A 25,320-nucleotide genomic window follows, 5' to 3' on the forward strand; every position below is an offset into this window, starting at 1 on the left:
CGCCACGGGCTGTGGCGGCGCTATCTGCCGCGCGCTGGGATCGTTTCGCGCATTGGTCGCCGCTGTCGGCGCGACTGGGCCTGCTCGCGCTGTTACTGTTGCTGATCGCGTCTGCGGTCGTGCCGTTGGAGCGGCCCGGCGGCGTCCAGCCCAACGTCACCACGCGCCTGGATGGCAAGCCCGTCCTCGGCGCGGAAGAATACGATCAGGATATCGCGCTTTACGAAGCGGCGATCCGCAAGGTGCGCTCCGGCCAGAACTATTACGACTTCATCGTCCCCGAGCATCGGTTGCGGGACTATCCGGTACGACCGGGGCTTTCCGTCCGCTTGCCTACCCTGGCCTATATCGAGGCCGGGTTGGACACGCTGCATCTGGGAGTCGCGGCTTCGATCGCGCTGATGCTGGCGGCAATCTGGGCGTGGTGGCGGCGCTTTGGCGAGGAGCCGGGCGTGGGCCGGCTGCAGCGCGTGGCGACGGCCATGGCGTTCGTCGGGGCCTCGCTGATGCTGAACCGGCATTACTATTCGCTGCACGAGCTGTGGGCGGGGATGTTGCTGATGCTGTCCTTCGGCCTGCACCGTGGGCCGACCAACGGGCAGCCCGGGCGCTGGCGAGCGGCCTTTTTCGTAGCGGCGCTGGCACTGTTCATTCGCGAATTCTCGCTGCCGTTCGTCCTGCTGATGGGGGCGACAGCGCTGTGGCGGCGGCAGTGGCGCGAGGCGGCGGCGTGGGGAGTGCTGGTGGCCGCCTTCCTGGCATTCCTGGCGTTTCACCTCAGTCTGGTGGCACCCCAAGTGTTGCCCAGCGATCCGCATGGTCCCAGCTGGTGGGCCTTTCGCGGCTTGTCCGGATGGCTGGGCAATGTCGCTGAATCGAGCAACCTGCGCCTGCTGCCGCACTGGCTGGCCGGGCCGCTGGTCGTGCTGACGACGCTGGGGTGGGCCGGGTGGCGCACGCCGGCCGGGGTGTTCGGGTTTATCATCTCGATAGGCTACGGCCTTCTATTCATGATCATCGGCAGGTGGGACAATTTTTACTGGGGCGCGATGGTGGCGCCGATGCTGACCGCCGGTCTGGCCTTTGCGCCTCGGGCGATCGAGTCGCTGCTGCGGTCCGCTAGGGCGCTCTGAGGCGCCGCGCCACCAACGCCATTGCGCCCGCACCCGGTGTGTTGCACAAGCCGGGCGATGTCTAAACCCACCGCGCCCTGGCGCATCCTGCTGGTGATCGGCGGCGGGATCGCGGCCTACAAGTCATGCGAATTGATCCGCCTGATCCGCAAGGAAGGCGGCACGGTCACTTGCGTGTTGACGGAGGGCGGCAGCCACTTCGTCACCCCGATGACGCTCGCCGCGCTTTCCGAGAACGAGGTCTACACCACGCTGTGGGATCTCAAGAACGAGACGGAAATGGGTCACATCCAGCTTTCGCGCCAAGCCGATCTGGTCGTGGTCTGCCCGGCGACGGCGGACCTCATGGCCAAGATGGCGGCCGGGATGGCGGATGACCTGGCGACGACGCTGCTTCTGGCCACCGACAAGCCGGTGCTGGCCGTGCCGGCGATGAACGTGCGCATGTGGCAGCACCCGGCAACGCAACGCAATGTCGCGATGCTGCGCGCGTCAGGCGTGACGGTGCTGGAGCCTGATGAAGGCCCGATGGCTTGCGGTGAATTCGGCCCTGGCCGTCTGCCTGAGCCGCCGGTGATCTGGCAGCGCATCCGGCAGGCTCTGGGCGGCGATCCGCTGGCCGATCAGCCGGACTTCGCGGACGCCATCCACCGCCCGTTGCACGGCCGGCATGTGCTGGTGACCGCCGGGCCCACGCATGAGCCGATCGACCCGGTGCGCTACATCGCCAATCGTTCTTCCGGGAAACAGGGCTTCGCGATCGCGGCGGCGGCGGCGCAGGCCGGTGCTCGCGTGACGCTGGTGGCGGGGCCGGTCCACTTGCCCACGCCTCCGGGGGTGGAGCGCGTGGATGTGGAAACCGCGCGCGAGATGGCGCAGGCGGTGGAACAGGCGTTGCCCGCCGATGTCGCGGTGATGGTCGCCGCCGTGGCGGATTGGCGGCCCGAGACCGTGGCAGGCCGCAAGATCAAGAAACAGGGGCTGGCCCCTGAACCGCTGCCTTTGACCGAGAACCCGGACATCCTGGCGGGGTTGGCGGCCAGCCCCCGGCGACCGGCGTTGCTGATCGGCTTTGCGGCGGAAACCAACGATGTCATCCCGCACGCCCAGCAAAAGCGCGCGCGCAAGCAGGTGGACTGGATCATCGCCAACGACGTCTCGGGCGATGTGATGGGCGGTGATGCCAATGCTGTCCAAATCGTGCGCGAAAACGATGTCGTCAGTTTGCCCGAAATGCCAAAAGACGACGTGGCCCGCGTCATTGTCGAGAGGATTGCCGATGCACTCGCCCGATAACGTACCCGTCCCGGTGAAGCGGCTGCCGCATTTCGAGGGTTTGGAGCTACCGGCCTATGCCACGGACGGCGCCGCAGGCATGGATGTGCTTGCCGCCGAGGATGTGACGCTCGCCGTGGGGGGGCGTCATGCGGTGGCCACCGGCTTGGCATTCGCGATCCCGCCGGGCTACGAAATCCAAGTCCGTCCACGCTCCGGCCTGGCACTGAAGCACGGCATCACCGTTCCCAATACGCCCGGCACGATCGATTCGGATTATCGCGGCGAATTGAAGGTCATCCTGATCAATCACGGGCAGGACGCGTTCTCGATCCGCCGGGGCGACCGGATCGCGCAGTTGGTGCTAGCGCCAGTGGTCAGGGCCAGCTGGCTGAAAGTGGATGAATTGGATCAAACGGCGCGGGGCGAGGGCGGCTTTGGCTCCACCGGTGGTGTGGTCTCGCTCGGTAATTAGCCGGCAGATCGCCAGGCCACGGCTTCAAGCTCAACCCATCAGGAAATCAGCGAGTCGTCGAACCGGGCGTTCGATGCCGTCCGAGATGACGGCCTAGCACATAAAAAAGGACGGGCCCGTTTCTGCAACGGACCCGCCCCTCGGTGTCTCCCTTTGCGGGGGAGCCAGTCAGTTCTTCGTCTTCTCTGGCGCCACCGTAATGCGCATGGTCTCTCCCGAGTTCCCGGGAAAATTGGTGAACATGGCTTCGATCAAATTTGGTACGAGGTAGGGCAGGCGGTTGGAGGCGGAAACGGCTTCGGCCTTGCCTTCGAACAGGCGGACATTGTCGGCCCGGCGATCGATCTTCAGCGAAATACCACTGGTGTAGATCGTGTAGCTTTCCACGCCATTGTCAAAGAACGGGTCGTACCAGCCGTAGCGCCATGGGCCACCCCAGCCGCCGAAGCGACCGCCGCCCCAGTAACCGCGCCCGAAGCCGCCGTAGCCATACCACGGACCCCAGGGACCGCCGAAACCACCGCCACCAAACCCGGTGGAGCGAACCCGCTCACGGCCCTTGTCGACGCCGTAATCGAAGCGGACCAGCAACTGCGCATTCTCGGGGCGCGAAGGGGTATAGCCCAGCTGCGCCATGCGCGCCGTAACCTGGCTGGCATATTGATTGAACTCGATCCCACCGGCCATAGCCGGATCATCCGCCACCACGGCGAACGTCTGGCCCGCCGGAGCGGGAAGCTGGGACTGGAAACGCGAAACGTCAGCGCGAAAGGTATTGGTACAGGCGGCCAGCGCCATCAGCAGTACCGCCGCTGCGGCCAGTCTAAACCGGCTCAAGTGGCTGTTGCCATTCATGGTCATGCTCTTGTTCTCCATGAGCCAGAGTGCGACTTGCTCCCTCCCGGCGCGTCACGCTCGGCGAACCGATCAGCCTTGCATCCAAACGGCTGAATACCGGTTGAATAGACCCGCGTGAGCGACGATTGGAAGTTTGGCCTTCCGCTCGTCGCATCGTTGTCCACCGGAATGGCTGGAAACGGCGCGCGGTTGACCGCTCTATAGGATGAACGGCGCAGAAGCCGCGCCGTTCCCCAATCATCATGTACTAGTGATCGCGCGTCAGGTGTTTGGAAATCACCTGCACCCCCGTATCTTATCCGCGCACCAGCCCGAGCGCCCGATATGCGGCGTTCAGCGTGGGCACGGCCAGTTCGCGGGCCTTTTCAGAGCCCTTGCGCAAGATCGCATCGAGCGCGCCAGTATCCTGCCGCAACTCTACGAAGCGGGCGTTGATGGGCGCAAGATGGGCGATCAATGCCTCGCCCAATGCCGGCTTGAACTTGCCGAAGCCTTCGCCGCCATGCTGGGCCAGCACCGCATCCACGGGCTCACCCGTCATCGCGGAATAGATGCTGACGAGGTTCTTCGCCTCGGCTCGGCCTTCCAGTCCGGCTTTTTCCGATGGCAGCGGCTCTGGATCGGTCTTGGCCTTCTTGACCTTCTGCATGATCGTATCGGCATCGTCCGTCAGGTTGATGCGGGCCATGTCTGACGGGTCTGACTTGCTCATCTTCGCCGTTCCATCGCGCAAGGACATGATCCGAGCGGCTTCGGGCGGAATGAATGGCGCGGGCAGAGTGAAGATCGGCTCCGCCTCGCTTGCGAAGTCGTTGTTGAACTTCTGGGCGATATCGCGCGCTAGTTCCAGATGCTGCTTCTGATCCTCACCCACGGGTACGTGCGTCGCCTGATACAGCAGGACATCGGCGGCCTGCAGTACGGGGTAGGTGAACAAGGCCACGCTGGAACCTTCCCGGTTCTTGCCTGCCTTGTCCTTCCATTGCGTCATGCGGTTCAGCCAGCCCATCCGGGCGGTGCCGTTAAGCAGCCACTGCATCTCGGCATGGTGTGGCACTTGCGCCTGATTGAACAGGATCGAACGCTCGGGATCGATTCCGCAAGCAACCAGCGCCGCCACCATCTCGCGCGTGTTCGAGGTCAGCTCGGCTGGAACAAGCGGCAAGGAAAGGGCGTGAAGGTCTGCCAGGAAATAGAGGCATTGCCCGCCGGCCGCTTCCGCATCGTCCTGCATCCGCACCCAATTGCGGATCGCGCCCAGGTAATTGCCGAGGTGCAGATTGCCGGTGGGCTGGATGCCGGAGACGATACGCATGGGACTTGACCTATTCCGAGAGATTGACCGCGCTGGCTTCGCGTGGCTTGCGCCGTAGCTGCGCAAGGTGGCTCTTGTCGAGCGCGCCGACGAGCCAGGCGCTGGCGAGGAACACCGCGCCGCCCGCGCCGACGAGGGTCGCCAGGGCCAGAGCCCGCTCCAGCGCGGTGCCGGCGTATCGGTTCTGGAACAGCGGTAGCAGGGCCCACAGTGCCAGCGCCATCACCCCCGTCGCCGCCAGTTGCCGCGCCACGCGGGTGGCGAGCCGCCACGATATGCGAAACCATCCGCGGTGATGCAGCACCGCGTACAAGGCGGCGACGTTGAGGCTTGAGGTAAACGCGGTCGCTCCCGCCAGCCCGACGATGCCATAGGTCGGCACGATCGCCACGTTGATGGCGATGTTGATAACCAGCGCCGCCGCCGCGATCCATACCGGCGTGCGGGTGTCCTCCCGGCTGAAGAACGCGGGTTGAAAGACCTTCACCAGCACGTAGGACGGCAGGCCGCAGACCAGCGCCGTGACGATCGCGGCCATCACGTCGCCTTGTGCCTGGTTCATCTTCCCGCCGACGAAAAACGCGGTGACAAAGGCCGGAGCGCAGACCGCCAGCGCCGCTGCGGCGGGCAGGGTGAGCAAAGTGGCGATCTCCACCGCATTCGCCTGCAATCGCTGCGCGCCTTCCTCGTCATGAGAGTGGATGTGGCGCGCCAGCATCGGCAGGATCGCGGTTCCCAGCGCGATACCCACGATGCCCAGCGGCATCTGGTTCAGCCGGTCGGCATATTTCAGCAGCGTCAGCGAACCCTGGGCGAGCGAGGTGGCGAAGAATGTGTCGACGAATTGGCTGATCTGGTAAATTCCGGCTCCGAAAGTTGCGGGCAGGATCAGCCGGCCCAAACGCCTGACCTCAGGCGTAAAGCGCGGCGTCGAAAGTGTAAGCCTCACTCCGGCTCGGCGAACGGCCCAGACCATGTAGATCAGTTGCAGCAGTCCTGCCGCCGCCACGCTGACGGCCACGGACCAGGCTACGGCGATGTCCGTGCCGCCCTGCTGACGCAGGACGTAGCCGGTCACGATGCCGGTGATCAGCGTCAGGTTGAGCAACACCGGCACGAATGCGCCGGGCGCGAAGCGAGCATGGGCGTTCAGCACGCCCGAAAGCATCGCCACCACGCTGACCAGCGCGAGATAGGGTAAGGTCACGCGGCTGAGCGATACCGCCAGCTCGAACTTACCCGGCACTCCGGCATATTCGCGGGCGAGCACCCACACGATGCCGGGCATCGCCAGCATCGCAAGCGCGGAGAAGCCCAGCAATACCCAGACGAATACCGCTAGCACATCATTGGCGAACCGCTCCGCCACACCGTCGCCGCGGTCGGAGCCCAGAGCGCGGGTGTACATCGGCACGAAAGCAACGGAAAAAGCGCCCTCGGCAAACAGCCGCCGGAATGTGTTGGGCAGCACGAACGCCAGCTGGAAGGCGTCTGCCGCCAGTCCCGCGCCCAGAACGCGGGCGAGCAGCATGTCGCGCACGAAGCCGAACACCCGGCTAAGCGCCGTCAGCCCGCCGATGGTGCTGACGTTGCGGACCAGGCTCATAGGCTACGCGTCGTGCCCGAGGGGTTCAGGAACGACGCGCAGTTCGTTCAGGCATTCCCGGCAGGCGGCGCGCCGACGCCCTGCTGGGCGGTGAGCTGCTGCATGTACAGGCCATTGAAATCGATCGGATCCAGCATCAGCGGCGGGAAGCCGGCATCACGCACCGCTTCCGACACGATCGCGCGGGCGAAGGGGAACAGGATGCGCGGGGCTTCGGCGAAGAGGAACGCGTGGGCCTGCTGGTCGGGCAGATTGCGCATGCCGACAAGTGCTGCGTACGTCAGGTCCACCGCGAAGGCGACCCCGGCATCCGCGCGTGAGGTGACGACGATCTTCAGCTCGACTTCGTGCACTTCGCCCTCGATCGGGGTGGAGGCGATGTTGAACTGCACGTCGATCTGCGGCGCATCCTGCCACTGGAAGCTGTGCGGTGCGTTCGGGCTCTCTACCGAGAGGTCCTTCACATACTGCGAGATGATACCGGCGGCGGGATCGTTGTCCTCGTCGCTGCCATTATTCAGGTTGAGGTCGGAGATGATGTTGCCTTCGTCGGCCATGGCGCGCAAAGCTTCCTGCGTTGGTTCTCAATTGCCCGGGCGCCTAGCACCGTGCCGGCCATGCGGCAATGCCGAGCACCGATCGCCCAAGGGTGTCGGGTGGGCGCTTTTTTGGCCTCGCGGTGCAACTCACGCGTTGTTCATTTGTAAAGCCTACCTATCTGAGGTTATGCTGCCGCGCTTGAGCAATCCGCTGGCGTGGCGGTGAGGGAAGGACGGTTAGTTAGACGTGACGGTCGAAATCGTGATCCTGGCGATGATCGCTGCCTTTCTGGGGCTGCGCCTTTACTCCGTGCTTGGCCGCCGTGCCGAGCATGAGGAAGAAACGATCGCCGCCCGGTTTGATCCGCGTCGTAACGCTGCGGGCTCGCCGCGCGTCGCCGCTCCTGCCAAGCCGGACGAGGCTGCTGGCGCCGTACCGGTTAAAACTCAGCGCGATTTGCCTGCGGTGTCGCCTGCGGTTGAGCGTGGCTTGCGTGAAATCGCTGCCGCCGATCGCCGGTTCGATCCCTTCGCGTTCGTGGATGGCTCACGCAGTGCATATCGCATGATCCTGGAAGCCTTCTGGAAAGGCGACAAGGAAGAGCTGCGTCACTTGTGCGATCGTGATGTCTATGAAGGTTTTGCCGCCGCTATCGACGCGAGGGTTGAAGCCGGTGAGACGCTCGACAACCGGCTGATCCGGATCGAGGAAAGTGCGATCAGCGCGGCATCATTGGATGGTGGCACCGCCCGGGTCACAGTTCGCTTCCGTAGCGATATCGCGTCTGTCACGCGTGACGCCGACGGAGTTCTCGTTGCCGGCTCGCTCGATGATGCAATCGAGGCGGTTGACGTGTGGACTTTCAGCCGCGCCGTCAATTCTCCCGACCCCGACTGGTTGCTCGACGAAACCGACGAGGGCTGAACTTGCGGGGCATGGCCGGTTTTCCAGGCGGGAGCCGGTTCGCCGTCGTTCTCGTCGCGCTTCTGACGCTCGCAGGATGTGGCCGGCTGGTGCCGTCTCCCGAAGTAGTCTCGCGGCCACCGCCTTCGCAGTCATCTCCTGACACTGCGCCGCAAGCGCAAACCGCCCGCCAACTCCTCTTGCGCGAGGGGCCTCCCGTTTCCGCGCTGACGATCCGGCAGGATGACGCCGCCGCCGCGTTGCTGTCCTTCCGTGAAAGCTGTCCGCGGCTGACGACCCGCACGGATGAAAGTGGTTTGACGCGTCCCGGGGATTGGAAGGCAGCTTGCGATGCCTTCGCGACTTGGCCCTATGGCCAGGCGGAGAACTTTTTCGATACGTTCTTCGAGACCGTGCAAGTGGGCGATGGACGGGCCTTCGCCACTGGTTATTTCGAGCCTGAGATCGCCGGATCGCGCGCGCACATTCCAGGTTACGACACCCCGGTTTATGCCGTGCCGCCCGATCTGGTGCGCGCGCGACCGGGAGATGCTGCCGCTCTGGCCAACGGACGCATGCCGATCGGCCGCTATGACGAAAGCGGCGCGTTCGTGCCGTATTTCGATCGCACCGAAATCGAGAATGGCGCGTTGGCCGGAAAGGGCCTGGAGATCGCGTGGGTTCGCGATCCGGTGGAGTTCTTCTTTCTCCAAGTCCAGGGCTCGGGACGGCTGCGGCTGCCCGACGGTGGTGTCATGCGGATCGGATATGCCGGGCAGAATGGCCTTGCCTATACCGGGATTGGCAGCGTGATGCGTGAGCAGGGGCTGATCGGCTCGCAACCCGGCCAATATTCCGGTTCGATGCAGGGCATCATCCAGTATATTCATGACAATCCGGTAGAAGGCCGAGCGCTGATGCGGCGCAACCGCAGTTGGGTTTTCTTCACCGAGATCAGAGGCGATGGCCCGCTGGGATCGCTGGGCGTTCCGGTTCGCGCCGAAAGCTCCGTCGCCGCAGATCCCAAGTTCACGCCGCTGGGTGCGCCGGTCTGGCTTGATCTTGATCGGACAGTCGCGAACGGCCTGTGGATCGCCCAGGATACTGGCGGTGCGATCAAGGGCGCCAATCGCTTTGACACGTTCTGGGGCGCCGGAGATGAAGCCCGTCGCACGGCTGGCGGAATGAGCGGCAGGGGCCGGGCGTTCATCCTGCTACCAAAGGGAACGCTTACCCGCCTCGGCGCGAAATGAGGCCGCCCCGGCGGTTGAGCACGGAAGAGGCCGCCGTCTGGCGCAGGGTGGCCGAGACGGTAACTCCGCTACAGCGAGCCCGTCCGGCTAGGCAAGACGCCGATCCTGCACCGCCGATACCGGAGGTTCCGGTCGCGGCTCCGGCGCTCGCGACAAAACCGAAAGGCCGGATACCGCCGGCACGGCCCGAACCTCCAAGACCGCCAGCCCCCCCGCGCGGAGATGTGCCGATAGGCCTCGATGCTTCATGGGAACGCAAGATTGCGCGGGGAGGGCTCGATCCTGACTTCAGCCTCGATCTGCACGGCGCGGGGCTGGACCAGGCCTATAGCCGCCTGATGCACGGCTTGGCGCAGGCCCGCGCGCTGGGTGCGCGCGTGGTGCTGGTGGTCACTGGAAAGCCCCGCCCGACCGAAGCCGCCGATCGCGGCCAGGCTCGAGGTGCAATCCGGGCGAAGATCATCGACTGGCTGGGCGCGAGCGAACATGCCGGATCGATCGCCGCCATTCGCGGTGCGCATCGCCGGCATGGCGGGCCGGGTGCGCTTTACGTGGTGCTGAAGCGCCGACGGTAGGGTTGGCGACGTCGCCCCGGGGGCTAGCCCGGAACGACGCCTGCTTGTTCCGCTTTATTCCGCAGCGACGGCGTGCTGGAACTCCTGCGCTATCTCCTCGACCGGCTCGTTACGGATGAGGTAGTCGAACGCGGAGAGCGCCGCCTTGGAGCCTTCGCCCATGGCGATGATGATCTGCTTGTAGGGCGTGGTCGTCGCGTCTCCCGCCGCGAACACGCCGGGCAGGTTGGTGGCGCAATGACCGTCGATCACGATCTCACCCCGGTTCAATTCCAGCCCCGTGTCCTGCAGGAATTCGGTGTTGGGGACCAAGCCGATCTGCACGAATATGCCTTCCAGCGACAGCTTGTGGTCTTCACCCGTTTCGCGGTTCTTATAGGTGAGGGCGCTGACCTTTTCGCCATCGCCCAGGACTTCGGTGGATTGTGCCGAGACCAGGATGTCGACGTTCTTCATCGAGCGTAGCTTGTCCACCAGCACCTGATCGGCGCGCAGCTTGCTGTCGTATTCGATCAGCGTGACGTGGCCGACGATGTTGGCCAAATCAATCGCGGCTTCGACACCCGAATTGCCGCCGCCGATCACCGCCACGCGCTTGCCCTTGAACAGCGGGCCATCGCAGTGCGGGCAGTAGGCCACGCCCTTGTTGCGGTACTCGGCTTCACCGGGCACGCCCAGATTGCGCCAGCGCGCGCCGGTGGTGAGGATCACGGAGCGCGCCTTCAGCGAAGCACCGTTCGAGAACACAACTTCGTGCATGCCGCCCAGCTGCGTGGCCGGGATCAGCTTTTCGGCTCGCAGCAGGTTCATGGAGTCGATCTCGTACTCCTTGACGTGCTGTTCCAGCGCACCCGCCAGCTTCGGGCCCTCGGTGTAGGGGACGGAGATGAAATTCTCGATCCCCATCGTATCCTGCACCTGGCCGCCCATGCGCTCGGCGGCGATGCCGGTGCGAAAGCCCTTGCGCGCGGTATAGATGGCCGCCGCCGCGCCTGCCGGGCCGCCGCCGACGACCAGCACTTCGTAGGGCGCCTTGTCCGCCAGCTTGGCGGCGGCGCGGGCCTCGGCTCCGGTGTCGAGCTTGGCGAGGATCTCCTCCACGCTCATCTTGCCCGAGCCCCACATGGCACCGTTCAGGAATACCGCCGGCACGGCCATGACACCGCGCGATTCCACTTCCTGTTTGAACGTGCCGCCTTCGATCAGCGTGGCATTCACGCGCGGGTTGTAGAGCGCCATCAGCGTCAGCGCCTGCACCACGTCGGGGCAATTGTGGCATGAGAGCGAGAAATACATCTCGAAGTCAAAATCGCCTTCGAGGCTGCGGATCGCCTCCAGCGTCTCGTCCGAAACCTTGGGCGGATGGCCGCCGGTCCACAGCAGCGCCAGCACGAGGGAGGTGAATTCATGGCCCAGCGGCACGCCGGCGAAGCGAACCCAGACGCTGGCGTCCGAGGCGCGGCGGATGATGAAGCTGGGGCGGCGCGCATCGTCGCCGTCGAACGTCGCCGTCACTTTGTCGCTGAGGCTGGAGATCGCTTCCAGCAGCTCGCGGGTTTCGGCGGACTTTGCGTCGTCGCCCAGTGAGGCGACAAGCTCGATCGGCTCGCGCAGCATGGCGAGGTATTGCGAGAGCTGTTGCTTCAAGGTGGCGTCGAGCATGTGTGATGTTCCTTATGTGTTGCGATGGCCTGCGGCCCACTTTCGCCACCCCCGCCTTGCGGGAATGACGAAGTGCGTGGGCGTTGGGGGGGCGCTTGGTCCCCCCAGGCCATTAGTGCCTTAGATCTTGCCGACGAGGTCGAGCGAGGGAGCCAGCGTTTCGCTGCCTTCTTCCCACTTGGCCGGGCAGACCTGGCCGGGGTGCTCACGCCAGTACTTGGCGGCCTTGATCTTGCGGACGAGTTCGGAGGCGTTGCGGCCCACGCCCTCGGGGGTGATTTCCACCAGCTGGATCACGCCGTCCGGATCGACCACGAAGGTCGCGCGGTCGGCCAGGCCGGCCTCTTCGCGCAGAACGCCGAAGTTGTTGGTGAGGCGGTGATTCTGGTCGCCCAGGAAGGCGTACTTCAGCTTGCCGATGGTCTCCGAAGTGTCGTGCCATGCCTTGTGGCTGAAATGGGTGTCGGTCGACACGCCATACACTTCCACGCCCAGGCCCTGAAGCGTGTCATACTGCTCACCTAGGTCTTCCAGCTCGGTGGGGCAGACGAAGGTGAAGTCTGCGGGATAGAAGAAGAATACGGCCCACTTGCCTTCGATGTCCTTTTCGGTGACGTCGAAGAAGTCCTTACCGGCCTGGAAGGCGGTGTTGTTGAACGGCTTGATGGTGCTGCCGACGATACCCATGGGTTAGAAAACTCCTACTTGGTTGGACTGTCCGAAGCGGGAGATAGGAGAGGGCGAGGGCAGATGGTAGCCCAAAGGTCCGATAGGCTTGATCGAGTTTAACGATCACAGGCGGTGAGATGAGCGGCAGTGGCGATCAGTCGAGCATCAGGCCTGATCGGCGCGTTCTGTCAGCCGCACTGGCCGCGATGCAGCAGCTTATGATCGGCCAGAACAAGCGCCATCATCGCTTCCACCACCGGCGCGCCACGAATGCCGACGCAAGGGTCATGGCGACCTTTGGTGAACAACTCCGTCGCGTCACCATCCCGGGTGATCGTGGGCTGCGGGGTCAGGATCGAACTGGTCGGCTTGAAAGCCACGCGCACCACCACGGGTTGTCCGGTGGAAATGCCACCGGCGATGCCGCCCGCGTGGTTGGCGTCGAACCGTGGACCGGTTGCGCCGGGGTACATCGGGTCGGCGTTCTGCTCACCGCTCAGGCGCGCAGCGGCGAAGCCATCGCCGATCTCCACGCCCTTGACCGCGTTGATGCCCATCATGGCGGCGGCCAGATCGGCGTCGAGCTTGCCATAGAGTGGTGCCCCCCAGCCAGCCGGCAAGCCGGTAGCGATACATTCGACCACGGCTCCGACGGACGAGCCGGACTTGCGTACGGCCTCCATCTGCGTGGCCCAGCGCGCTGCGGCCTGCGCGTCGGGGCAGAAGAACGGGTTGTTGGCGATTTCGGACGCGTCGAAGCTAGCGCGGTCGATCGCATCGCCCCCGATCTCGGTGACATACGCCAGGATCGAGACTTCGGGAATCACCAGCCGCGCGACGCCGCCCGCCGCGACCCGTGCTGCCGTCTCACGCGCCGAACTGCGGCCGCCCCCGCGATAGTCGCGAAAGCCGTACTTGGCGTCATAGGCATAGTCGGCGTGGCCGGGGCGATAGGCCTTGGCAACCTCGGAGTAGTCCTTCGATCGCTGGTCGACATTCTCGATCATCAGCGAGATCGGCGTGCCAGTGGTCTTGCCTTCGAACACGCCGGACAGGATGCGGACCTGATCCGGCTCTTGCCGCTGCGTGGTGAACTTTGACTGGCCGGGCCGACGCGCATCCAGGAAGGGCTGCAGCTTGCCCTCATCGATCTCCAGCCCCGGGGGACACCCGTCCACGACCGCGCCAAGGGCAGGGCCATGGCTCTCCCCCCAAGTCGTGAACCGCAGCAGGCGACCGAAACTGTTGACGCTCATGGCTGCGCGCTTTGTCGCGTCAGGGGCGCTTTGTCCAGTTTGCGCATTATCCGCTTGCCCGGCCGGACCCGCCGCGCAAAGGATTGCGCATGACGATCACTCTCTACGGCATACCCAACTGCGACACCGTGAAGAAGGCGCGGGCATGGCTCGATCAGAACGATCTGGCTTACGACTTTCATGACTACAAGAAGCAGGGAGCGGACCCGGAGCAACTTGCACGGTGGGTCGATCAGGCCGGGTGGGAGGTGGTGTTGAACCGCCGTGGCACCACGTTTCGCGCGTTGCCGGAGGCCGACAAGTCCGATCTTGACGCGACCAAGGCGGTGAAGCTGATGGCGGCGAACCCGAGTTGCATCAAGCGGCCTGTCGTCGAATATCCGGGCGGCCTGCTGGTCGGGTTCGACGCTGCGCGCTGGGAGCAGGCGCTGCGTTGATGCTCAGGCGGCCCGTGCGTCTCCACCATCGCAACTGAGTGACACTTCGCAGCCTTCCGGTCCGAAACGCGTAGCGTGCCGGGCCCGGGCCTGGCGTGCGAAGGCTTCGAGCAGCTTCGATCCGATGCCGCCCGTCGTCGTGGGCGGTGGCGCGGCGTTGCCCACGCCGTTGTCGCGGATGACCAGCCGCCATTTCTCTCCCTGCGCTTCGAAATGCACCACCACCTTGCCCGGGCGGCTCTGCGGGAAAGCGTACTTGGCGCAGTTGGTTAGCGCCTCGTTGGCGAACAGACCGATGGCCACGGCCGACTCGCGCGGCAGGCTGACATCGGCGCAGCGCGCCTCCACCTTCACCTCGGGCGGCAACATCGCGCCGCTGACCCGCTCCACCATGCGATGGAGATAGGGACGCATTTCCACAACCACGCCCTCGCCCTGCTCCCCGGCGAGGTGGGTATAAGCCTCTGCGAAAGTGCGTACGCGGCCGATCGCATCGTCGAAGGCGCGGACGATCTGCTTTGAGCCCTCACGCCGCTTTTGCAGTTCGAGCAGGCTGGCGACCAGCGCGAAGTTGTTCTTCGTGCGATGTTCCAGTTCTGCCAGAAGCACCGCGCGTCGCTCGATCTCGGCTTCGCGCTGGAGCCGCTCATGCTCCACGGCGTAGCGGAAGGTTTCGGCGAAGATCAGCACGACAAGGATGGATAGCGCGTTCAGCCCGGCGATGGAGGCAGCCTGCGTTTCCATCCTGACGCCGATGTCCATCGCGAAAGTCTGGTAGCAGGCCCAACCGAAAGCGACCGCAAACGCAACAAGTCCAGCTTCCCAGCGACCGTAAAGCGTGGCCAGCAGGACAGCCGGATAGATCAGGGAGAACAGGCCGGTGCCAGGGGCCCAGATGCCTACAAGCATCCGCAGCCCGATCATCAATAGCCCGCACGCCACACCCAGCGTGATCCGCGCCACGGCACGCTTGGCTGGCGTATCGAAACGTCGCGCGATATCGAAATGCGTCAGTCGATGCAGTTGGTTACCCCTCCTTGCCACAGAGTGGATCCCGCCACGGCTCTAACTTGCCTGCACCCCGCTAGATGCGAAGATTAAGTGAATTGATCATGACCGTCGAGAGCTAAGCCGATGCCTTACCCTGTCCATAGGGGCAATGGCGGGGCTAAGCCTGCGTGGCGGTGACGATGTAATTCAGGGCAAGGTCGTCCGATTCGTGCAGGCCTTTCAGCGGCGACCAGGCGATCCCGCGCGGCTCTCCCATGACCAGTCCGGCCGCCAGCAGCAGATCGCGCAGTTCGTCAGGGGTGATGAAATCGCCCCAGTGATGCGTGCCGCGCGGGACTTGCCCCAACCGCTCCGCCGCCTCGACAAGCAGCAGGCGAGAGCGCGAGGTGCGGTTGGGGGTGGAGATCACCATCAACCCGCCGGGTGCCAGGGCATCCGCCAACGATCCGACGAACGCGGCCTTGTGGCCGACATGCTCGATCACCTCCATGGCGCAAACCAGGTCCTGCTCTTGCGGGGCGACGTGCGCGATCTCATCCGCGTGATAGGTGATCGCAAGGCCCATCTCATCCGCGTGCGCCCGCGCTGCCGCGATGTTTTCGGCGGCGGCGTCGATCCCGGTGACGGCAGCCCCGAGCCTTGCCAGAGGCTCTGTTAGGAGGCCGGCCCCGCAGCCGACATCCAGCGCCCGCTTGCCGGCGAGGGGTTTGAGGCTGCGCGGATCGGTGCCGAAATGCGCGTCCACCGCCGAGCGCACGAAGCCCAGTCGAACCGGGTTCAGCCGGTGGAGCATCGCCGACGAGCCCTTGGGGTCCCACCACTGCGCCGCGAGCGCGCCGAAGTGTGCGGCTTCTTGCGGGCGGATGGTCTGTTGCGTTGCGGCGGTTGCATTGTTCATGGGCACCCCCTAACAGCGCGCCCGACTCTAATCCACTGGCCCGGACGGTAAACCCGGCGATCACAGGAGGTACCGCCCCGTGGCGCGCATCGTGATGAAATTCGGCGGCACTTCGATGGCCGGCACCGAGCGCATCCGGCGTGTGGCGGGCATCGTCAAACGCCAGCAGGAAGCAGGCCACGAGGTTGCCGTCGTAGTTTCGGCCATGGCGGGCGAAACCGATCGACTGGTGAACTTCTGCCGCGAGGCCAGCGCGCTGTACGATCCGGCGGAATACGACGTCGTCGTCGCCAGTGGTGAGCAGGTTACATCCGGCTTGTTGGCGCTCACGCTGCAGGCCCTGGGCTGCAAGGCGCGTTCGTGGCTGGGCTGGCAAGTGCAGATCAAGACTGACGACGCCCATGCCAAGGCCCGGATCGAGGATATTGATGCCGACGCGCTGATCGCTTCCATGGCGTCGGGCGAGATCGCGGTGATCCCGGGATTCCAGGGCGTATCGCCCGAAGGCCGGGTGACCACGCTGGGCCGGGGCGGCTCGGACACCTCGGCTGTCGCGGTCGCCGCCGCGGTCAAGGCCGATCGCTGCGACATCTATACGGATGTGGACGGCGTCTATACCACCGATCCGCGCATCGTCGCCAAGGCGCGCAAGTTGCCGCTGGTGACATATGAGGAAATGCTGGAACTGGCTTCGGTCGGATCGAAGGTGCTGCAAACCCGTTCGGTCAGCCTCGCGATGAAGGAAAAGGTGCGGGTGCAAGTCCTCTCCTCGTTTATCGACGAGGACGCGCCTGCCGCCGATACGCTGCCCGGCACGATGATCGTCAGTGATGAAGAATTGGCCAATGCGGAACAGGAAGGAAGCGACATGGAACGCCAGCTGATCACCGGCATCGCTGCCGACAAGAACGAAGCCAAGATCACCTTGACCCGCGTGCCGGACCGTCCCGGTGCGGTGGCCGGGATATTCACGCCGCTGGCTGATGCGAACATCAACGTCGACATGATCATCCAGAACGTGGCGAAGGAAAAGGGCGAGACGGACGTCACCTTCACCGTGCCCAAGGCCGATCTGCCGCGCGCTCAGTCCTTGCTGGAAGAGCGCCAGGAAGCGATCGGCTACTACCGTCTGATCGCGGACGATCAGGTGGCGAAGGTCAGTGTCGTGGGCGTGGGTATGCGCAGTCATGCGGGCGTCGCATCCACCATGTTCCAGACGCTGGCGGATCGCGGCATCAACATCGAGGCGATTTCCACCAGCGAGATCAAGGTCTCGGTGCTGATCGATTCGGACGAGACCGAACTGGCCGTGCGCGTGCTGCACACCGCCTACGGGATGGACGCCCCGGCCTGATCCAGTCGATCCCCGGCCTGTGCGACTTGTGCGACGGGCCGGGTCAGCCTAAAGGCGCGCTCCACCTCTTGCCGACCGGAGCAGTCATGAGCGCCTATACCAAGACCGCAGCGTTGATGGCGCGTGGCGCAGAATTCTTCGGCAGCGAACATGCGATCCTGTGCGGCGCGATGTCCTGGGTGTCGGAGCGCAATCTGGTCTCGGCGATCAGCAACGCCGGCGGCTTCGGCGTAATCGCCTGCGGCGCCATGACGCCTGAACTGCTGGACAAAGAGATCGCGGCGACCAAGGCGCTGACGGCGAAGCCGTTCGGCGTGAACCTCATCACCATGCACCCGCAACTGTTCGATCTGATCGCGGTATGCGGCCGCCATGCCGTGGGCCACGTCGTGCTGGCGGGCGGCATCCCTCCCAAAGGCAGCGTGGAAGCGATCAAGGCGGGCGGGGCGAAGGTCATCTGCTTTGCGCCCACTCTCGCGCTGGGCAAGAAGCTGTTGCGATCTGGCGCGGATGCCCTGGTGATCGAAGGCATGGAGGCGGGCGGCCACATCGGGCCGGTGTCCACATCCGTGCTGGCGCAGGAGATCCTCCCTTCTCTCGCAGCCGATCATCTTATCTTCGTGGCGGGCGGGATCGGCCGGGGTGAAGCGATCGCCGGCTACCTGGAGATGGGGGCGGCGGGCGTGCAACTAGGCACCCGCTTTGCTTGTGCCGCCGAGTCCATTGCGCACCCCGCATTCAAGCAGGCGTTCTTCCGCGCTTCCGCCCGTGATGCGGTCGCTTCCGTGCAAGTGGACGCGCGCCTGCCGGTGATCCCGGTCCGCGCGTTGAAGAACAAGGGCACCGAGGCATTCACCGCCAAGCAGATCGAAGTGGCCAAGCTGCTGGATGACGAAAGTGTGGCCATGATGGAGGCGCAACTCCAGATCGAGCATTACTGGGCGGGCGCCTTGCGCCGCGCTGTGATCGACGGTGATGTGGAGAACGGTTCGCTGATGGCCGGCCAGTCGGTCGGAATGGTCACGAAGGAAGAGCCCGTGGCAGAGATCATCGCGGCGCTGATGGGCGAGTGCGAGGCCGCGCTGGCCAAGCGCGCCGTCGCGGCCTGAGGCTTGCTGATGGTCGAGCCGCTCATCCTGGCGCTGTCCTGCAAGGATCGCCCTGGCATCGTCGCCCGGGTGACGGGTTACCTGGCTCAGGCCGGTGGCAACATTATCGAGGCGCAGCAATTTAACGACCGCGCCCAGGACAAATTCTTCATGCGCGTCGCTTTTGATCCGGGCGCTGCCGATCGTGAGGATATCCGCGAAGGCTTCGGCCCGATCGCGCACGAATATGGCATGGCTTGGTCGATGCAGCGGCGCGATCGCCCGCGGCGCGTGCTGCTGATGGTCAGCAAGTTCGACCATTGCCTGGCGGACTTGCTCTATCGCCGTCGCATCGGTGAGATCGCGATGGATGTCGTGGCGATCGTCAGCAACCATCCGCGCGATGCGATCAATTCCGAAATGATCGGCGATATTCCGTTTCATCACTTGCCCGTAGCCAAGGACAACAAGGCCACGCAGGAAGCGCAAGTCCGCGCCTTGGTGGAGGAAACGCGGGCTGAGCTGGTGGTGCTGGCGCGCTACATGCAAATCCTGTCCGACGAGATGGCGGGATATCTGTCAGGTCGCTGCATCAACATCCACCACTCGTTCCTGCCCGGGTTCAAGGGCGCGAAACCCTACCACCAGGCCCATGCCCGCGGCGTGAAAATGATTGGGGCGACGGCGCATTACGTCACGGCCGACCTAGACGAAGGGCCGATCATCCACCAGGACGTGGAAGCGGTGACGCATGCCGACACGCCTGAGGATATGGTACGCAAGGGGCGCGACATCGAACGCCGTGTTTTGGCGGAAGCGGTGCGGCTCCATGTGGAAGATCGGGTACTGTTGAACGGAACGCGGACGGTCGTATTCGGCCGCTGAGGCGGCCTACATCGCCGTCAACTTTTGGCTTTATGCTCCGGCTTGCCCTTCCGCTTCGTGGAGGCAAGCTCTTCCAACTCCTTTTCCGTCATCGACTTTTCCATCGATTTGGACGCGCCCTGAAGTTTGCTCTTGGGCGTGTCGCCACGTTTGGCTGACAAAGCGGCTCCGGCGGCTTTCTGCTGAGCGGCAGATTTTGCAGGCATCGTATGAACTCCTTGATCCTGGCCAAGTAACGCGCGGAGGTCATGGCGGTTCACAAGTTCAGGGCTAATGATCGCTGGCCCTATCCTATGGCAGGAAACGCTATCATCACCCCGTGACAAGGAACCATCGCCGGCCCCGCGCCTTTCGTCGGCGTGATGGCAGAACGACGCGACACGCCCTGGTGGGAGCGGGGGGTGATCTACCAGATCTACCCCAGATCTTTTCAGGACTCCAACGGAGACGGGATCGGTGATCTTGCGGGTGTGATCGCGCGGTTGGACTATGTTGCGCAGTTGGGCGTCGATGCGATCTGGTTGTCGCCCATATTTCCTTCGCCCATGGCCGACTTCGGATACGACGTAGCCGACTATTGCGGGATCGAACCGCTCTTCGGGGATTTGGCTACTTTTGATCGGCTGATCAGCGAAATCCACGCCCGTGGTTTGAAGCTGCTGCTCGATTTCGTGCCCAATCACAGTTCGGACCAACATCCGTGGTTTATCGAAAGCCGCTCGTCCCGCGATAATCCGAAGCGAGACTGGTATATCTGGCGTGATGCCGGCGCGGACGGTGGCCCGCCCAACAATTGGATCAGTGATTTTGGCGGCTCATCCTGGGAATGGGATGAAGCGACGGGGCAATACTACCTACACGCGTTCCTGAAAGAACAGCCGGACCTTAACTGGCGCAACCCGGAACTGCGCGCGGCGATGAGCGATGTGCTCCGGTTCTGGCTGGATCGCGGCGTGGACGGCTTCCGCATTGATGTGATCTGGCACATGATCAAGCATGAAGCGTTCCCGGACAATCCACTCAATCCGGCATGGACGCCCGAAGTGAGAGAGCGCGACAAGCTGATCCAGCTTCACTCGACTGATCAACCCGAAGCGCACACGATTTCAGTGGAGATGCGTCGTCTTGCTGACAGTTATGGCGACCGGGTTCTGGTCGGGGAAATATTCCTACCCAACGATCGCCATGCCAAATGGTATGGCACCCCAGAACAGCCGCAAGTGCACTTGCCGTTCAACTTCCAATTGATCGAAAATCCGTGGGATGCGGCTTCGCTTCGGCAAATCATCGCGGATTATGAAGGTTCGTTGCCGGCGTTTGGTTGGCCCAACTGGGTTATCGGCAGCCACGACGCGCCCCGCATCGCTGCGCGCGTCGGTGAGGCGCAGGCGCGGGTCGCGGCGATGCTGCTGCTGACCTTGCGCGGTACGCCCACGCTTTATCAAGGCGATGAACTCGGCATCGGCGAGGTGACGATTCCACCGGAACGAATGCGCGATCCCCAGCACTTGCGAGAGCCGGAGCGAGGGATCGGTCGCGATCGGTCTCGCACGCCGATGCCCTGGAACGATGCGCCGTTCGCCGGCTTCAGCACCGCCGAGCCGTGGTTGCCGCTGAACGATGACTGGCGTGCCAGAAATGTCGCCGCGCAGAGTGCGGATGAACATTCAATGCTGCGGTTTTTTCAGAAACTGCTCGCGCTGCGGCGCAGTTCCCCGGCGTTGACGATTGGTTCCTTCACCTTGAAGGGCGCTGACGACGAAGTCTTGTCCTACATTAGGCAGGCAGGAGATGAGACGCTGCTGATCGTCCTCAACCTCAGTTCGCAAGCGCGCCGGTTTGCGACGCCCCACGGCTATGGCCTGGGTGATACGATCGCTTCTACACTCGCGAGATCTGACGCCAAAACCGGAACTGTTGCGGCGGATGAGGGCGTGATCTTTAGACTGACGGGAAAACACTGATGCGCATCGCCATGCTAGCGCCAATCGCCTGGCGCACCCCGCCGCGCCATTATGGCCCGTGGGAGCTCGTCACCAGCCTGCTCACCGAAGCGCTGGTGCGCAAAGGCGCAGATGTCACTTTGTTCGCGACGCAAGACAGCTTGACGTCGGCGAAGTTGGATGGTGTCGTGCCGGCGCCTTACAGCGAGGATCCGTCGATAGACGCCAAAGTGTGGGAGCATCGCCACCTCGCTCACCTTTTCGAGCAGGCCGATAACTTCGATGTGATCCACAACCAGGCCGATTTCCCGGCCCACGCCTTTGCTCAGCTTGTCGACACGCCGATGGTCACGACGATCCACGGCTTTTCGTCCGACCGCATCCTCCCGATGTACAAGCCCTATCAGGATCGCGTTCACTATGTGGCGATCAGCGAGGCGGACCGGCATCCAGCCCTGAAATACGCCGCAACGATCCACCATGGTATCGATGTTGAAAGCTTCCCTTTCGACGAGGCGGGTAGCGATACGCTGCTGTTCTTTGGCCGAATGCATCCCGACAAGGGCCCGCACCATGCGCTGGACGTGGCGCGGCAAAGCGGGCGGGCGCTCGATCTTTACGGCATCGTACAGGATGACGGATATTTCGCCCGCGAAGTAACCTCCCGACTTGGCGAGAACGCACGGTATCATGGGGCAGTCGGTGACGAAAAGCGCCTGAAGGCCCTGGGTCAGGCACGTGCGCTGCTTCACCTAATCGATTTCGATGAACCTTTCGGGCTGTCCGTGGTGGAAGCAATGGCCTGCGGTACGCCGGTGATCGCCTCAAGGCGCGGTTCTATGACTGAAATTATCGAGCACGGCGTCAATGGTTTCCTGGTGGATAGCAATGTAGAGGCGGTGCAGGCGATTGCCGCCGTGGGATCGCTCGATCGGAAAGCCGTGCGAGCGAGTGTCGAACGCCGTTTCCACGTCAATCGCATGGCAGACGAATATTTGGCGCTCTACGAACGTATTCTTGCGTCCGAAAGTTCGAGAAAAGTCTCTGCCACGGTTTAGGTCTGCGGCCCTGGCCGGGATCACCACAGCATCAGCGGGTCTCCAGCTTCGGATATCATCTATGTTTCGAAATCGATGGGTCGAGCAGCTAAGGCCAGTATAGTTGCGAAACAGTGGTCGTTTTCGCCTGATAGCGTCACGGAAACGAGACCCTCCGAAAAAGAGCAAGTTTTGTTAAGTCCCGCCAGAACGCGAGAGCGGCTGCGGAAAGCGACTGAAGTATCGCGATGCTGCTCGGGCGCCGATCGAGCAGAGTTGCACGCCCCAATTGCCGGTGGAACCCTCGCACTAACATCTATCGACCTCCTGCTGGATTGGCTGGCGAGGATCATGCTCAAAACATGGAAATGTTTACCGGGAGCGCCTCCGATCAGGCATGTACGATTATCGCTAACTTCAACAACGACTTAAGCCGATATCGTCGACAATGGACGCCTTGGCATCAAACCCGATCAGCTGATTGTCTTGCGCAAAATGGCTGTTCTTATGGTCGATCACATTGTGAAAGCCGTCATTAGCGCCTAGCCAGACCGTCCTCAAAAGTTACGGGTCCGAGATGAAATATATCGGGCAGTTGATTACTGTATTGCCAAGATGTCGTATCTTTCTATTATAGAGCTTTCTCGCGTCGCAAATGAAAGACCATCCGAATGCCCGAAGCTGACCAGAGCCAAGATGTCACCGCGCTGACCGTCCAGTTGTTGAGCGCGTACCTGTCGAACAATTCGGTCGGAGCGGGTGAGCTGGCGGACTTGATCCGTACGACGCGCTCGGCGTTGGTGGAAAGCGCCGTTCCTACGGTTGCAGAGGAAACGCCGGAGACTTTCACGCCGGCCGTTTCGGTCCGTAAGAGCGTGGGATCGCCTGAGCATATTCTCAGCCTGATTGACGGCAAGCCTTACAAGACATTGAAGCGCCACCTGGCGTCGCACGGACTTACTCCGGACGATTATCGCTCGCGTTATAATCTCCCGGCCAGCTATCCGCTTGTCGCACCGGAATATGCTGCACGTCGCCGTGCTGTTGCACAGAAGATCGGCTTGGGCAGCCGCAAGCCCGCGCCGGCCGAAAAGGTGCAAGCTGACGACACGGTGAAAACGCAGACCGCGCCCAGCAGCCCGCGTCGGAAGGCAAAGGTGGAAGAGGCTGGCGCGGCATCGACCCCGGCTGAGCAGGCTGGCGTCTCCGAAGCGGTAAACGCGCCGGTTGTCGCTGCGCCGGAAGCAAAGAGCGCTCCCAAGCGTGGGCTTAAGCCTGCCGCCGCTGCGAAGTCCGCCGCGGGCAAGGCTCCTGCTGCAAAGGCTGCAGCATCGAATGCGGCTGCTGGAGAACAAGCGGCGCCCAGCAAGACGCGCAAGAAGCTCGGCTTGTTCAATTCTTCATCGTCGGATCAGGGCGCTGATGCCGGCACGGCGGCGCAAGATGGTGGCGAAGCAAAGGCTGCCTCTGCCAAGCCGCGCCGCAAGGCTCGCACCCCGCAAGGCGAATAAACGGGCGCGCGTTAACGCATCCAATCATCGGCGCGACGCTTCCCTCTCAACGGAAGCGTCGCGCTGACTGACAACTAGCCGCCGATCTCATAGGGCACGATGTCACGCCGATTGACGTCGACCGAAATCTCGCGATCACTGGGCGGAAACGCGCGCTGAGAACAGTCGGTCCTTGGGCAGATGCGGCAAGACGTGCCGATCTTTGTAGCTGAGAACGAACTGCTGAGATTCAGTTCGTCGGCGTAAATGAAAGCATCGGCATAATCCGTCTCGCAGCCGAGCGCCACGGCATGGCGGTGCGGGCGTTGGGTGTAATTGCCCCCTTGCTTGACCAGCCCCTTCGCGATCGAAACATAGCGAACGCCATCCGGCATCTCCGCCAGTTGGACATGGATTCTGTCCGGAACGGCGACGGCCTCGTGCACCACCCATAGCGGACAGGCCCCACCAAACCGGGCAAAACGCAACCGTGTCGCTGAATGGCGCTTGGTAATGTTGCCCGCGATATCAACACGGCAGAAGTACATCGGAATGCCCAACTCTCCCGGGCGCTGCAATGTTGAGAGACGATGGCAGACCTGTTCGAATGTCGTGCCAAAGGCATGGCGCAGACGATCGATGTCATGGCGATAGTCCCGAGCGATAAGGCGAAACGCGCCATATGGCATCAGGATCGCACCGGCCGCGTAATTGCCAAGGCCGATCGACAGAAGATTGCGTGACGTGTCCGACGTCACCACGGCGTTGGCGATGATTGCCGCGATCTCTTCGCGAAACACAATGCTCGCTACGTGCCAAGCCAGATGGAACCGCAAGCTGTCCTGCGCTTGCGCGGAGTTCACGGTCAGCGTGCGTGCCGCCTCATCGAAATGCCGGAGGGGCCCGTGCGAAGCAAAGCGGACATCCACACCGCGCTGATCGAGCCACTGCGTCAACGTCTGGATCGAGGGGGTCACCGCTTCACCCGACAACTGACCGGAAAACGCCTCGGCCGCGCGGTCGATCGTATCGACGTAGTTGTCGGAATCGCTGAACCAGTCCCGGACCTCTTCCCACGGGAGACGTCCTCCGGCGAGATTGCCCACGCCCAGTGCCTCGTCCAGCATGGCCAGGCGCTGGAGACTTTGCTTGGCGGAGCGCTCCAGATCGATGAAGCGCGCGGCGAACTCTGGATGCTGCTCTGCGATCCGCCTGATCTTCGAAGAGGACAAGTCGCCACTCATGCCCGACGAGGCCATGGCATGATGCAGCGCGACATGGAGCGGTTCGGCCTGCGCCCGCGGTGCGCCACGCCACTCGGACGGGAAGTGGCGTTCCAGCTTGTCGATCAAGGCGGCTGTCAGCGGGCGATCGTCATTCTCCAGCTGGGACAGATAGGCGGCGCTGATCCCCAACGTCTGCGCCATTTCCGCCTGGCGAAGCCGCTTCAGCGTCCGGATGGCACGCAGGCTGGAGCCTGCAAAGGTGCGGTAGGCGGGCATGCTCGTGGGTATAGTTTGCAAACTTGGTGTTTACAACTTTGCAGAATAACATTGGACGTAGGGGATGAGATGCTTTGATAGGGCATGGTTGAGAGCCGTGACGGCAGGGAGTGATTAGCAGGTGTCAGCCAACATCGCGGAGATGGAGAAGCGTC

24 protein-coding genes are annotated in these 25,320 nt (G+C 63.4%); 13 read left to right on the forward strand and 11 right to left on the reverse strand.

Translation table 11 applies throughout. The features are described 5' to 3' along the window. Positions 1 to 11 precede the first annotated feature (11 nt). The 3 genes from GGR39_RS11950 to dut are packed head-to-tail and all read left to right on the forward strand — an operon-like array spanning position 12 to position 2,883. Positions 12 to 1,133, forward strand: a complete 1,122-nt coding sequence (locus tag GGR39_RS11950) for a hypothetical protein (protein WP_343055870.1) — start codon at positions 12 to 14, stop codon at positions 1,131 to 1,133. A gap of 57 nt (positions 1,134 to 1,190) precedes the next feature. Next, the gene (coaBC, locus tag GGR39_RS11955; RefSeq protein WP_183617341.1) at positions 1,191 to 2,429 is read left to right on the forward strand and encodes a bifunctional phosphopantothenoylcysteine decarboxylase/phosphopantothenate--cysteine ligase CoaBC; all 1,239 of its coding nucleotides are present in this window, start codon (positions 1,191 to 1,193) and stop codon (positions 2,427 to 2,429) included. After that, entirely contained in the window at positions 2,413 to 2,883 is a 471-nt protein-coding gene (dut, locus tag GGR39_RS11960) for a dUTP diphosphatase (protein WP_183617342.1), read from the forward strand. Before coaBC ends, dut begins: the two co-directional genes overlap by 17 nt. Before the next feature lie 168 nt (positions 2,884 to 3,051). Here dut and GGR39_RS11965 read toward each other — a convergent pair whose 3' ends face one another. The 4 genes from GGR39_RS11965 to secB form a co-directional block, all read right to left on the reverse strand. Beyond that, positions 3,052 to 3,744 carry a DUF4136 domain-containing protein gene (locus tag GGR39_RS11965; RefSeq protein WP_246388653.1) on the reverse strand — a complete coding sequence of 231 codons (693 nt, stop codon included), beginning with the start codon at positions 3,742 to 3,744 and terminating at the stop codon, positions 3,052 to 3,054. Positions 3,745 to 4,036: 292 nt separating this feature from the next. Further along, positions 4,037 to 5,056, reverse strand: coding sequence for a tryptophan--tRNA ligase (gene trpS / locus GGR39_RS11970; protein ID WP_183617343.1), 1,020 nt, complete (start codon positions 5,054 to 5,056; stop codon positions 4,037 to 4,039). A 10-nt stretch (positions 5,057 to 5,066) separates the two neighbouring features. After that, positions 5,067 to 6,662 (reverse strand): murein biosynthesis integral membrane protein MurJ, encoded by a 1,596-nt coding sequence (gene murJ / locus GGR39_RS11975; RefSeq protein WP_183617344.1) that lies wholly within the window; start codon positions 6,660 to 6,662, stop codon positions 5,067 to 5,069. A gap of 47 nt (positions 6,663 to 6,709) precedes the next feature. Further along, positions 6,710 to 7,219: a protein-export chaperone SecB gene (gene secB, locus GGR39_RS11980; RefSeq protein WP_183617345.1), complete on the reverse strand. Its 510-nt coding sequence runs from the start codon at positions 7,217 to 7,219 to the stop codon at positions 6,710 to 6,712. A gap of 229 nt (positions 7,220 to 7,448) precedes the next feature. Between secB and GGR39_RS11985 the strand changes: the two genes are divergently transcribed. The 3 genes from GGR39_RS11985 (at position 7,449) to GGR39_RS17470 (ending at position 9,933) form a co-directional block, all read left to right on the forward strand. Further along, positions 7,449 to 8,126, forward strand: coding sequence for a Tim44/TimA family putative adaptor protein (locus GGR39_RS11985; RefSeq protein WP_183617346.1), 678 nt, complete (start codon positions 7,449 to 7,451; stop codon positions 8,124 to 8,126). Between the two features lie 11 nt (positions 8,127 to 8,137). Continuing rightward, positions 8,138 to 9,358, forward strand: coding sequence for a murein transglycosylase A (gene mltA, locus GGR39_RS11990; protein ID WP_183617347.1), 1,221 nt, complete (start codon positions 8,138 to 8,140; stop codon positions 9,356 to 9,358). A 224-nt stretch (positions 9,359 to 9,582) separates the two neighbouring features. Continuing rightward, positions 9,583 to 9,933, forward strand: a complete 351-nt coding sequence (locus GGR39_RS17470; protein WP_343055871.1) for a Smr/MutS family protein — start codon at positions 9,583 to 9,585, stop codon at positions 9,931 to 9,933. A gap of 54 nt (positions 9,934 to 9,987) precedes the next feature. Here GGR39_RS17470 and ahpF read toward each other — a convergent pair whose 3' ends face one another. The 3 genes from ahpF to aroC form a co-directional block, all read right to left on the reverse strand. Then, complete coding sequence (ahpF, locus tag GGR39_RS12000; RefSeq protein ID WP_183617349.1) at positions 9,988 to 11,595, reverse strand: alkyl hydroperoxide reductase subunit F; 1,608 nt, start codon at positions 11,593 to 11,595, stop codon at positions 9,988 to 9,990. A gap of 120 nt (positions 11,596 to 11,715) precedes the next feature. Continuing rightward, positions 11,716 to 12,282, reverse strand: a complete 567-nt coding sequence (ahpC, locus tag GGR39_RS12005) for an alkyl hydroperoxide reductase subunit C (RefSeq protein ID WP_183617350.1) — start codon at positions 12,280 to 12,282, stop codon at positions 11,716 to 11,718. 170 nt (positions 12,283 to 12,452) lie between these two features. Next, positions 12,453 to 13,520 (reverse strand): chorismate synthase, encoded by a 1,068-nt coding sequence (gene aroC, locus GGR39_RS12010; RefSeq protein ID WP_183617351.1) that lies wholly within the window; start codon positions 13,518 to 13,520, stop codon positions 12,453 to 12,455. 89 nt (positions 13,521 to 13,609) lie between these two features. On the opposite strand from aroC, the gene GGR39_RS12015 reads away from it, so the two are divergent. Continuing rightward, on the forward strand, positions 13,610 to 13,957 hold the full coding sequence (locus GGR39_RS12015) for an ArsC family reductase (protein WP_183617352.1): 348 nt from the start codon (positions 13,610 to 13,612) through the stop codon (positions 13,955 to 13,957). Positions 13,958 to 13,960: 3 nt separating this feature from the next. Here the strand turns inward: GGR39_RS12015 and GGR39_RS12020 are convergent, their stop codons facing one another. Then, complete coding sequence (locus tag GGR39_RS12020) at positions 13,961 to 15,001, reverse strand: histidine kinase dimerization/phosphoacceptor domain -containing protein (RefSeq protein ID WP_242867156.1); 1,041 nt, start codon at positions 14,999 to 15,001, stop codon at positions 13,961 to 13,963. 124 nt (positions 15,002 to 15,125) lie between these two features. Next, entirely contained in the window at positions 15,126 to 15,866 is a 741-nt protein-coding gene (ubiG, locus tag GGR39_RS12025) for a bifunctional 2-polyprenyl-6-hydroxyphenol methylase/3-demethylubiquinol 3-O-methyltransferase UbiG (RefSeq protein WP_183617353.1), read from the reverse strand. A gap of 79 nt (positions 15,867 to 15,945) precedes the next feature. On the opposite strand from ubiG, the gene GGR39_RS12030 reads away from it, so the two are divergent. From GGR39_RS12030 to purU, 3 genes are all read left to right on the forward strand, one after another. After that, complete coding sequence (locus tag GGR39_RS12030; protein WP_425490600.1) at positions 15,946 to 17,220, forward strand: aspartate kinase; 1,275 nt, start codon at positions 15,946 to 15,948, stop codon at positions 17,218 to 17,220. Positions 17,221 to 17,306: 86 nt separating this feature from the next. Beyond that, a complete protein-coding gene (locus GGR39_RS12035; RefSeq protein ID WP_183617354.1) occupies positions 17,307 to 18,329 on the forward strand; it encodes an NAD(P)H-dependent flavin oxidoreductase in 1,023 nt (340 codons plus the stop codon). 9 nt (positions 18,330 to 18,338) lie between these two features. Further along, positions 18,339 to 19,193 carry a formyltetrahydrofolate deformylase gene (gene purU / locus GGR39_RS12040; protein ID WP_183617355.1) on the forward strand — a complete coding sequence of 285 codons (855 nt, stop codon included), beginning with the start codon at positions 18,339 to 18,341 and terminating at the stop codon, positions 19,191 to 19,193. Between the two features lie 17 nt (positions 19,194 to 19,210). On the opposite strand, the gene GGR39_RS12045 is transcribed toward purU, so the two are convergent. Continuing rightward, on the reverse strand, positions 19,211 to 19,399 hold the full coding sequence (locus GGR39_RS12045; protein WP_058737218.1) for a DUF3008 family protein: 189 nt from the start codon (positions 19,397 to 19,399) through the stop codon (positions 19,211 to 19,213). Between the two features lie 156 nt (positions 19,400 to 19,555). Between GGR39_RS12045 and GGR39_RS12050 the strand changes: the two genes are divergently transcribed. The 3 genes from GGR39_RS12050 (at position 19,556) to GGR39_RS12060 (ending at position 23,684) form a co-directional block, all read left to right on the forward strand. After that, the gene (locus GGR39_RS12050) at positions 19,556 to 21,157 is read left to right on the forward strand and encodes an alpha-amylase family glycosyl hydrolase (protein ID WP_183617356.1); all 1,602 of its coding nucleotides are present in this window, start codon (positions 19,556 to 19,558) and stop codon (positions 21,155 to 21,157) included. Next, positions 21,157 to 22,194 (forward strand): glycosyltransferase family 4 protein, encoded by a 1,038-nt coding sequence (locus GGR39_RS12055; RefSeq protein WP_183617357.1) that lies wholly within the window; start codon positions 21,157 to 21,159, stop codon positions 22,192 to 22,194. Before GGR39_RS12050 ends, GGR39_RS12055 begins: the two co-directional genes overlap by 1 nt. Before the next feature lie 650 nt (positions 22,195 to 22,844). Next, positions 22,845 to 23,684, forward strand: coding sequence for a Ros/MucR family transcriptional regulator (locus GGR39_RS12060; protein ID WP_183617358.1), 840 nt, complete (start codon positions 22,845 to 22,847; stop codon positions 23,682 to 23,684). A gap of 74 nt (positions 23,685 to 23,758) precedes the next feature. Here the strand turns inward: GGR39_RS12060 and GGR39_RS12065 are convergent, their stop codons facing one another. Beyond that, positions 23,759 to 25,165 (reverse strand): helix-turn-helix domain-containing protein, encoded by a 1,407-nt coding sequence (locus GGR39_RS12065; RefSeq protein ID WP_183617359.1) that lies wholly within the window; start codon positions 25,163 to 25,165, stop codon positions 23,759 to 23,761. Positions 25,166 to 25,320: the final 155 nt, after the last annotated feature.

The organism is Novosphingobium fluoreni, assembly GCF_014196615.1.
GTDB lineage: Bacteria > Pseudomonadota > Alphaproteobacteria > Sphingomonadales > Sphingomonadaceae > Novosphingobium > Novosphingobium fluoreni.

Excerpts from the sequence above, each read along its gene's own strand:
- mltA (WP_183617347.1), top strand. The coding sequence starts at position 8,138 with ATGGCCGGTTTTCCAGGCGGGAGCCGGTTCGCCGTCGTTCTCGTCGCG.
- ubiG (WP_183617353.1), bottom strand. The coding sequence starts at position 15,866 with ATGAACAATGCAACCGCCGCAACGCAACAGACCATCCGCCCGCAAGAA.
- aroC (WP_183617351.1), bottom strand. The coding sequence starts at position 13,520 with ATGAGCGTCAACAGTTTCGGTCGCCTGCTGCGGTTCACGACTTGGGGG.
- trpS (WP_183617343.1), bottom strand. The coding sequence starts at position 5,056 with ATGCGTATCGTCTCCGGCATCCAGCCCACCGGCAATCTGCACCTCGGC.
- GGR39_RS12065 (WP_183617359.1), bottom strand. The coding sequence starts at position 25,165 with ATGCCCGCCTACCGCACCTTTGCAGGCTCCAGCCTGCGTGCCATCCGG.
- GGR39_RS12015 (WP_183617352.1), top strand. The coding sequence starts at position 13,610 with ATGACGATCACTCTCTACGGCATACCCAACTGCGACACCGTGAAGAAG.
- GGR39_RS12060 (WP_183617358.1), top strand. The coding sequence starts at position 22,845 with ATGCCCGAAGCTGACCAGAGCCAAGATGTCACCGCGCTGACCGTCCAG.
- ahpC (WP_183617350.1), bottom strand. The coding sequence starts at position 12,282 with ATGGGTATCGTCGGCAGCACCATCAAGCCGTTCAACAACACCGCCTTC.
- ahpF (WP_183617349.1), bottom strand. The coding sequence starts at position 11,595 with ATGCTCGACGCCACCTTGAAGCAACAGCTCTCGCAATACCTCGCCATG.
- coaBC (WP_183617341.1), top strand. The coding sequence starts at position 1,191 with ATGTCTAAACCCACCGCGCCCTGGCGCATCCTGCTGGTGATCGGCGGC.
- GGR39_RS11965 (WP_246388653.1), bottom strand. The coding sequence starts at position 3,744 with ATGACCATGAATGGCAACAGCCACTTGAGCCGGTTTAGACTGGCCGCA.
- GGR39_RS12050 (WP_183617356.1), top strand. The coding sequence starts at position 19,556 with ATGGCAGAACGACGCGACACGCCCTGGTGGGAGCGGGGGGTGATCTAC.
- GGR39_RS12045 (WP_058737218.1), bottom strand. The coding sequence starts at position 19,399 with ATGCCTGCAAAATCTGCCGCTCAGCAGAAAGCCGCCGGAGCCGCTTTG.
- purU (WP_183617355.1), top strand. The coding sequence starts at position 18,339 with ATGGTCGAGCCGCTCATCCTGGCGCTGTCCTGCAAGGATCGCCCTGGC.
- GGR39_RS12035 (WP_183617354.1), top strand. The coding sequence starts at position 17,307 with ATGAGCGCCTATACCAAGACCGCAGCGTTGATGGCGCGTGGCGCAGAA.
- secB (WP_183617345.1), bottom strand. The coding sequence starts at position 7,219 with ATGGCCGACGAAGGCAACATCATCTCCGACCTCAACCTGAATAATGGC.
- GGR39_RS12055 (WP_183617357.1), top strand. The coding sequence starts at position 21,157 with ATGCGCATCGCCATGCTAGCGCCAATCGCCTGGCGCACCCCGCCGCGC.
- murJ (WP_183617344.1), bottom strand. The coding sequence starts at position 6,662 with ATGAGCCTGGTCCGCAACGTCAGCACCATCGGCGGGCTGACGGCGCTT.
- dut (WP_183617342.1), top strand. The coding sequence starts at position 2,413 with ATGCACTCGCCCGATAACGTACCCGTCCCGGTGAAGCGGCTGCCGCAT.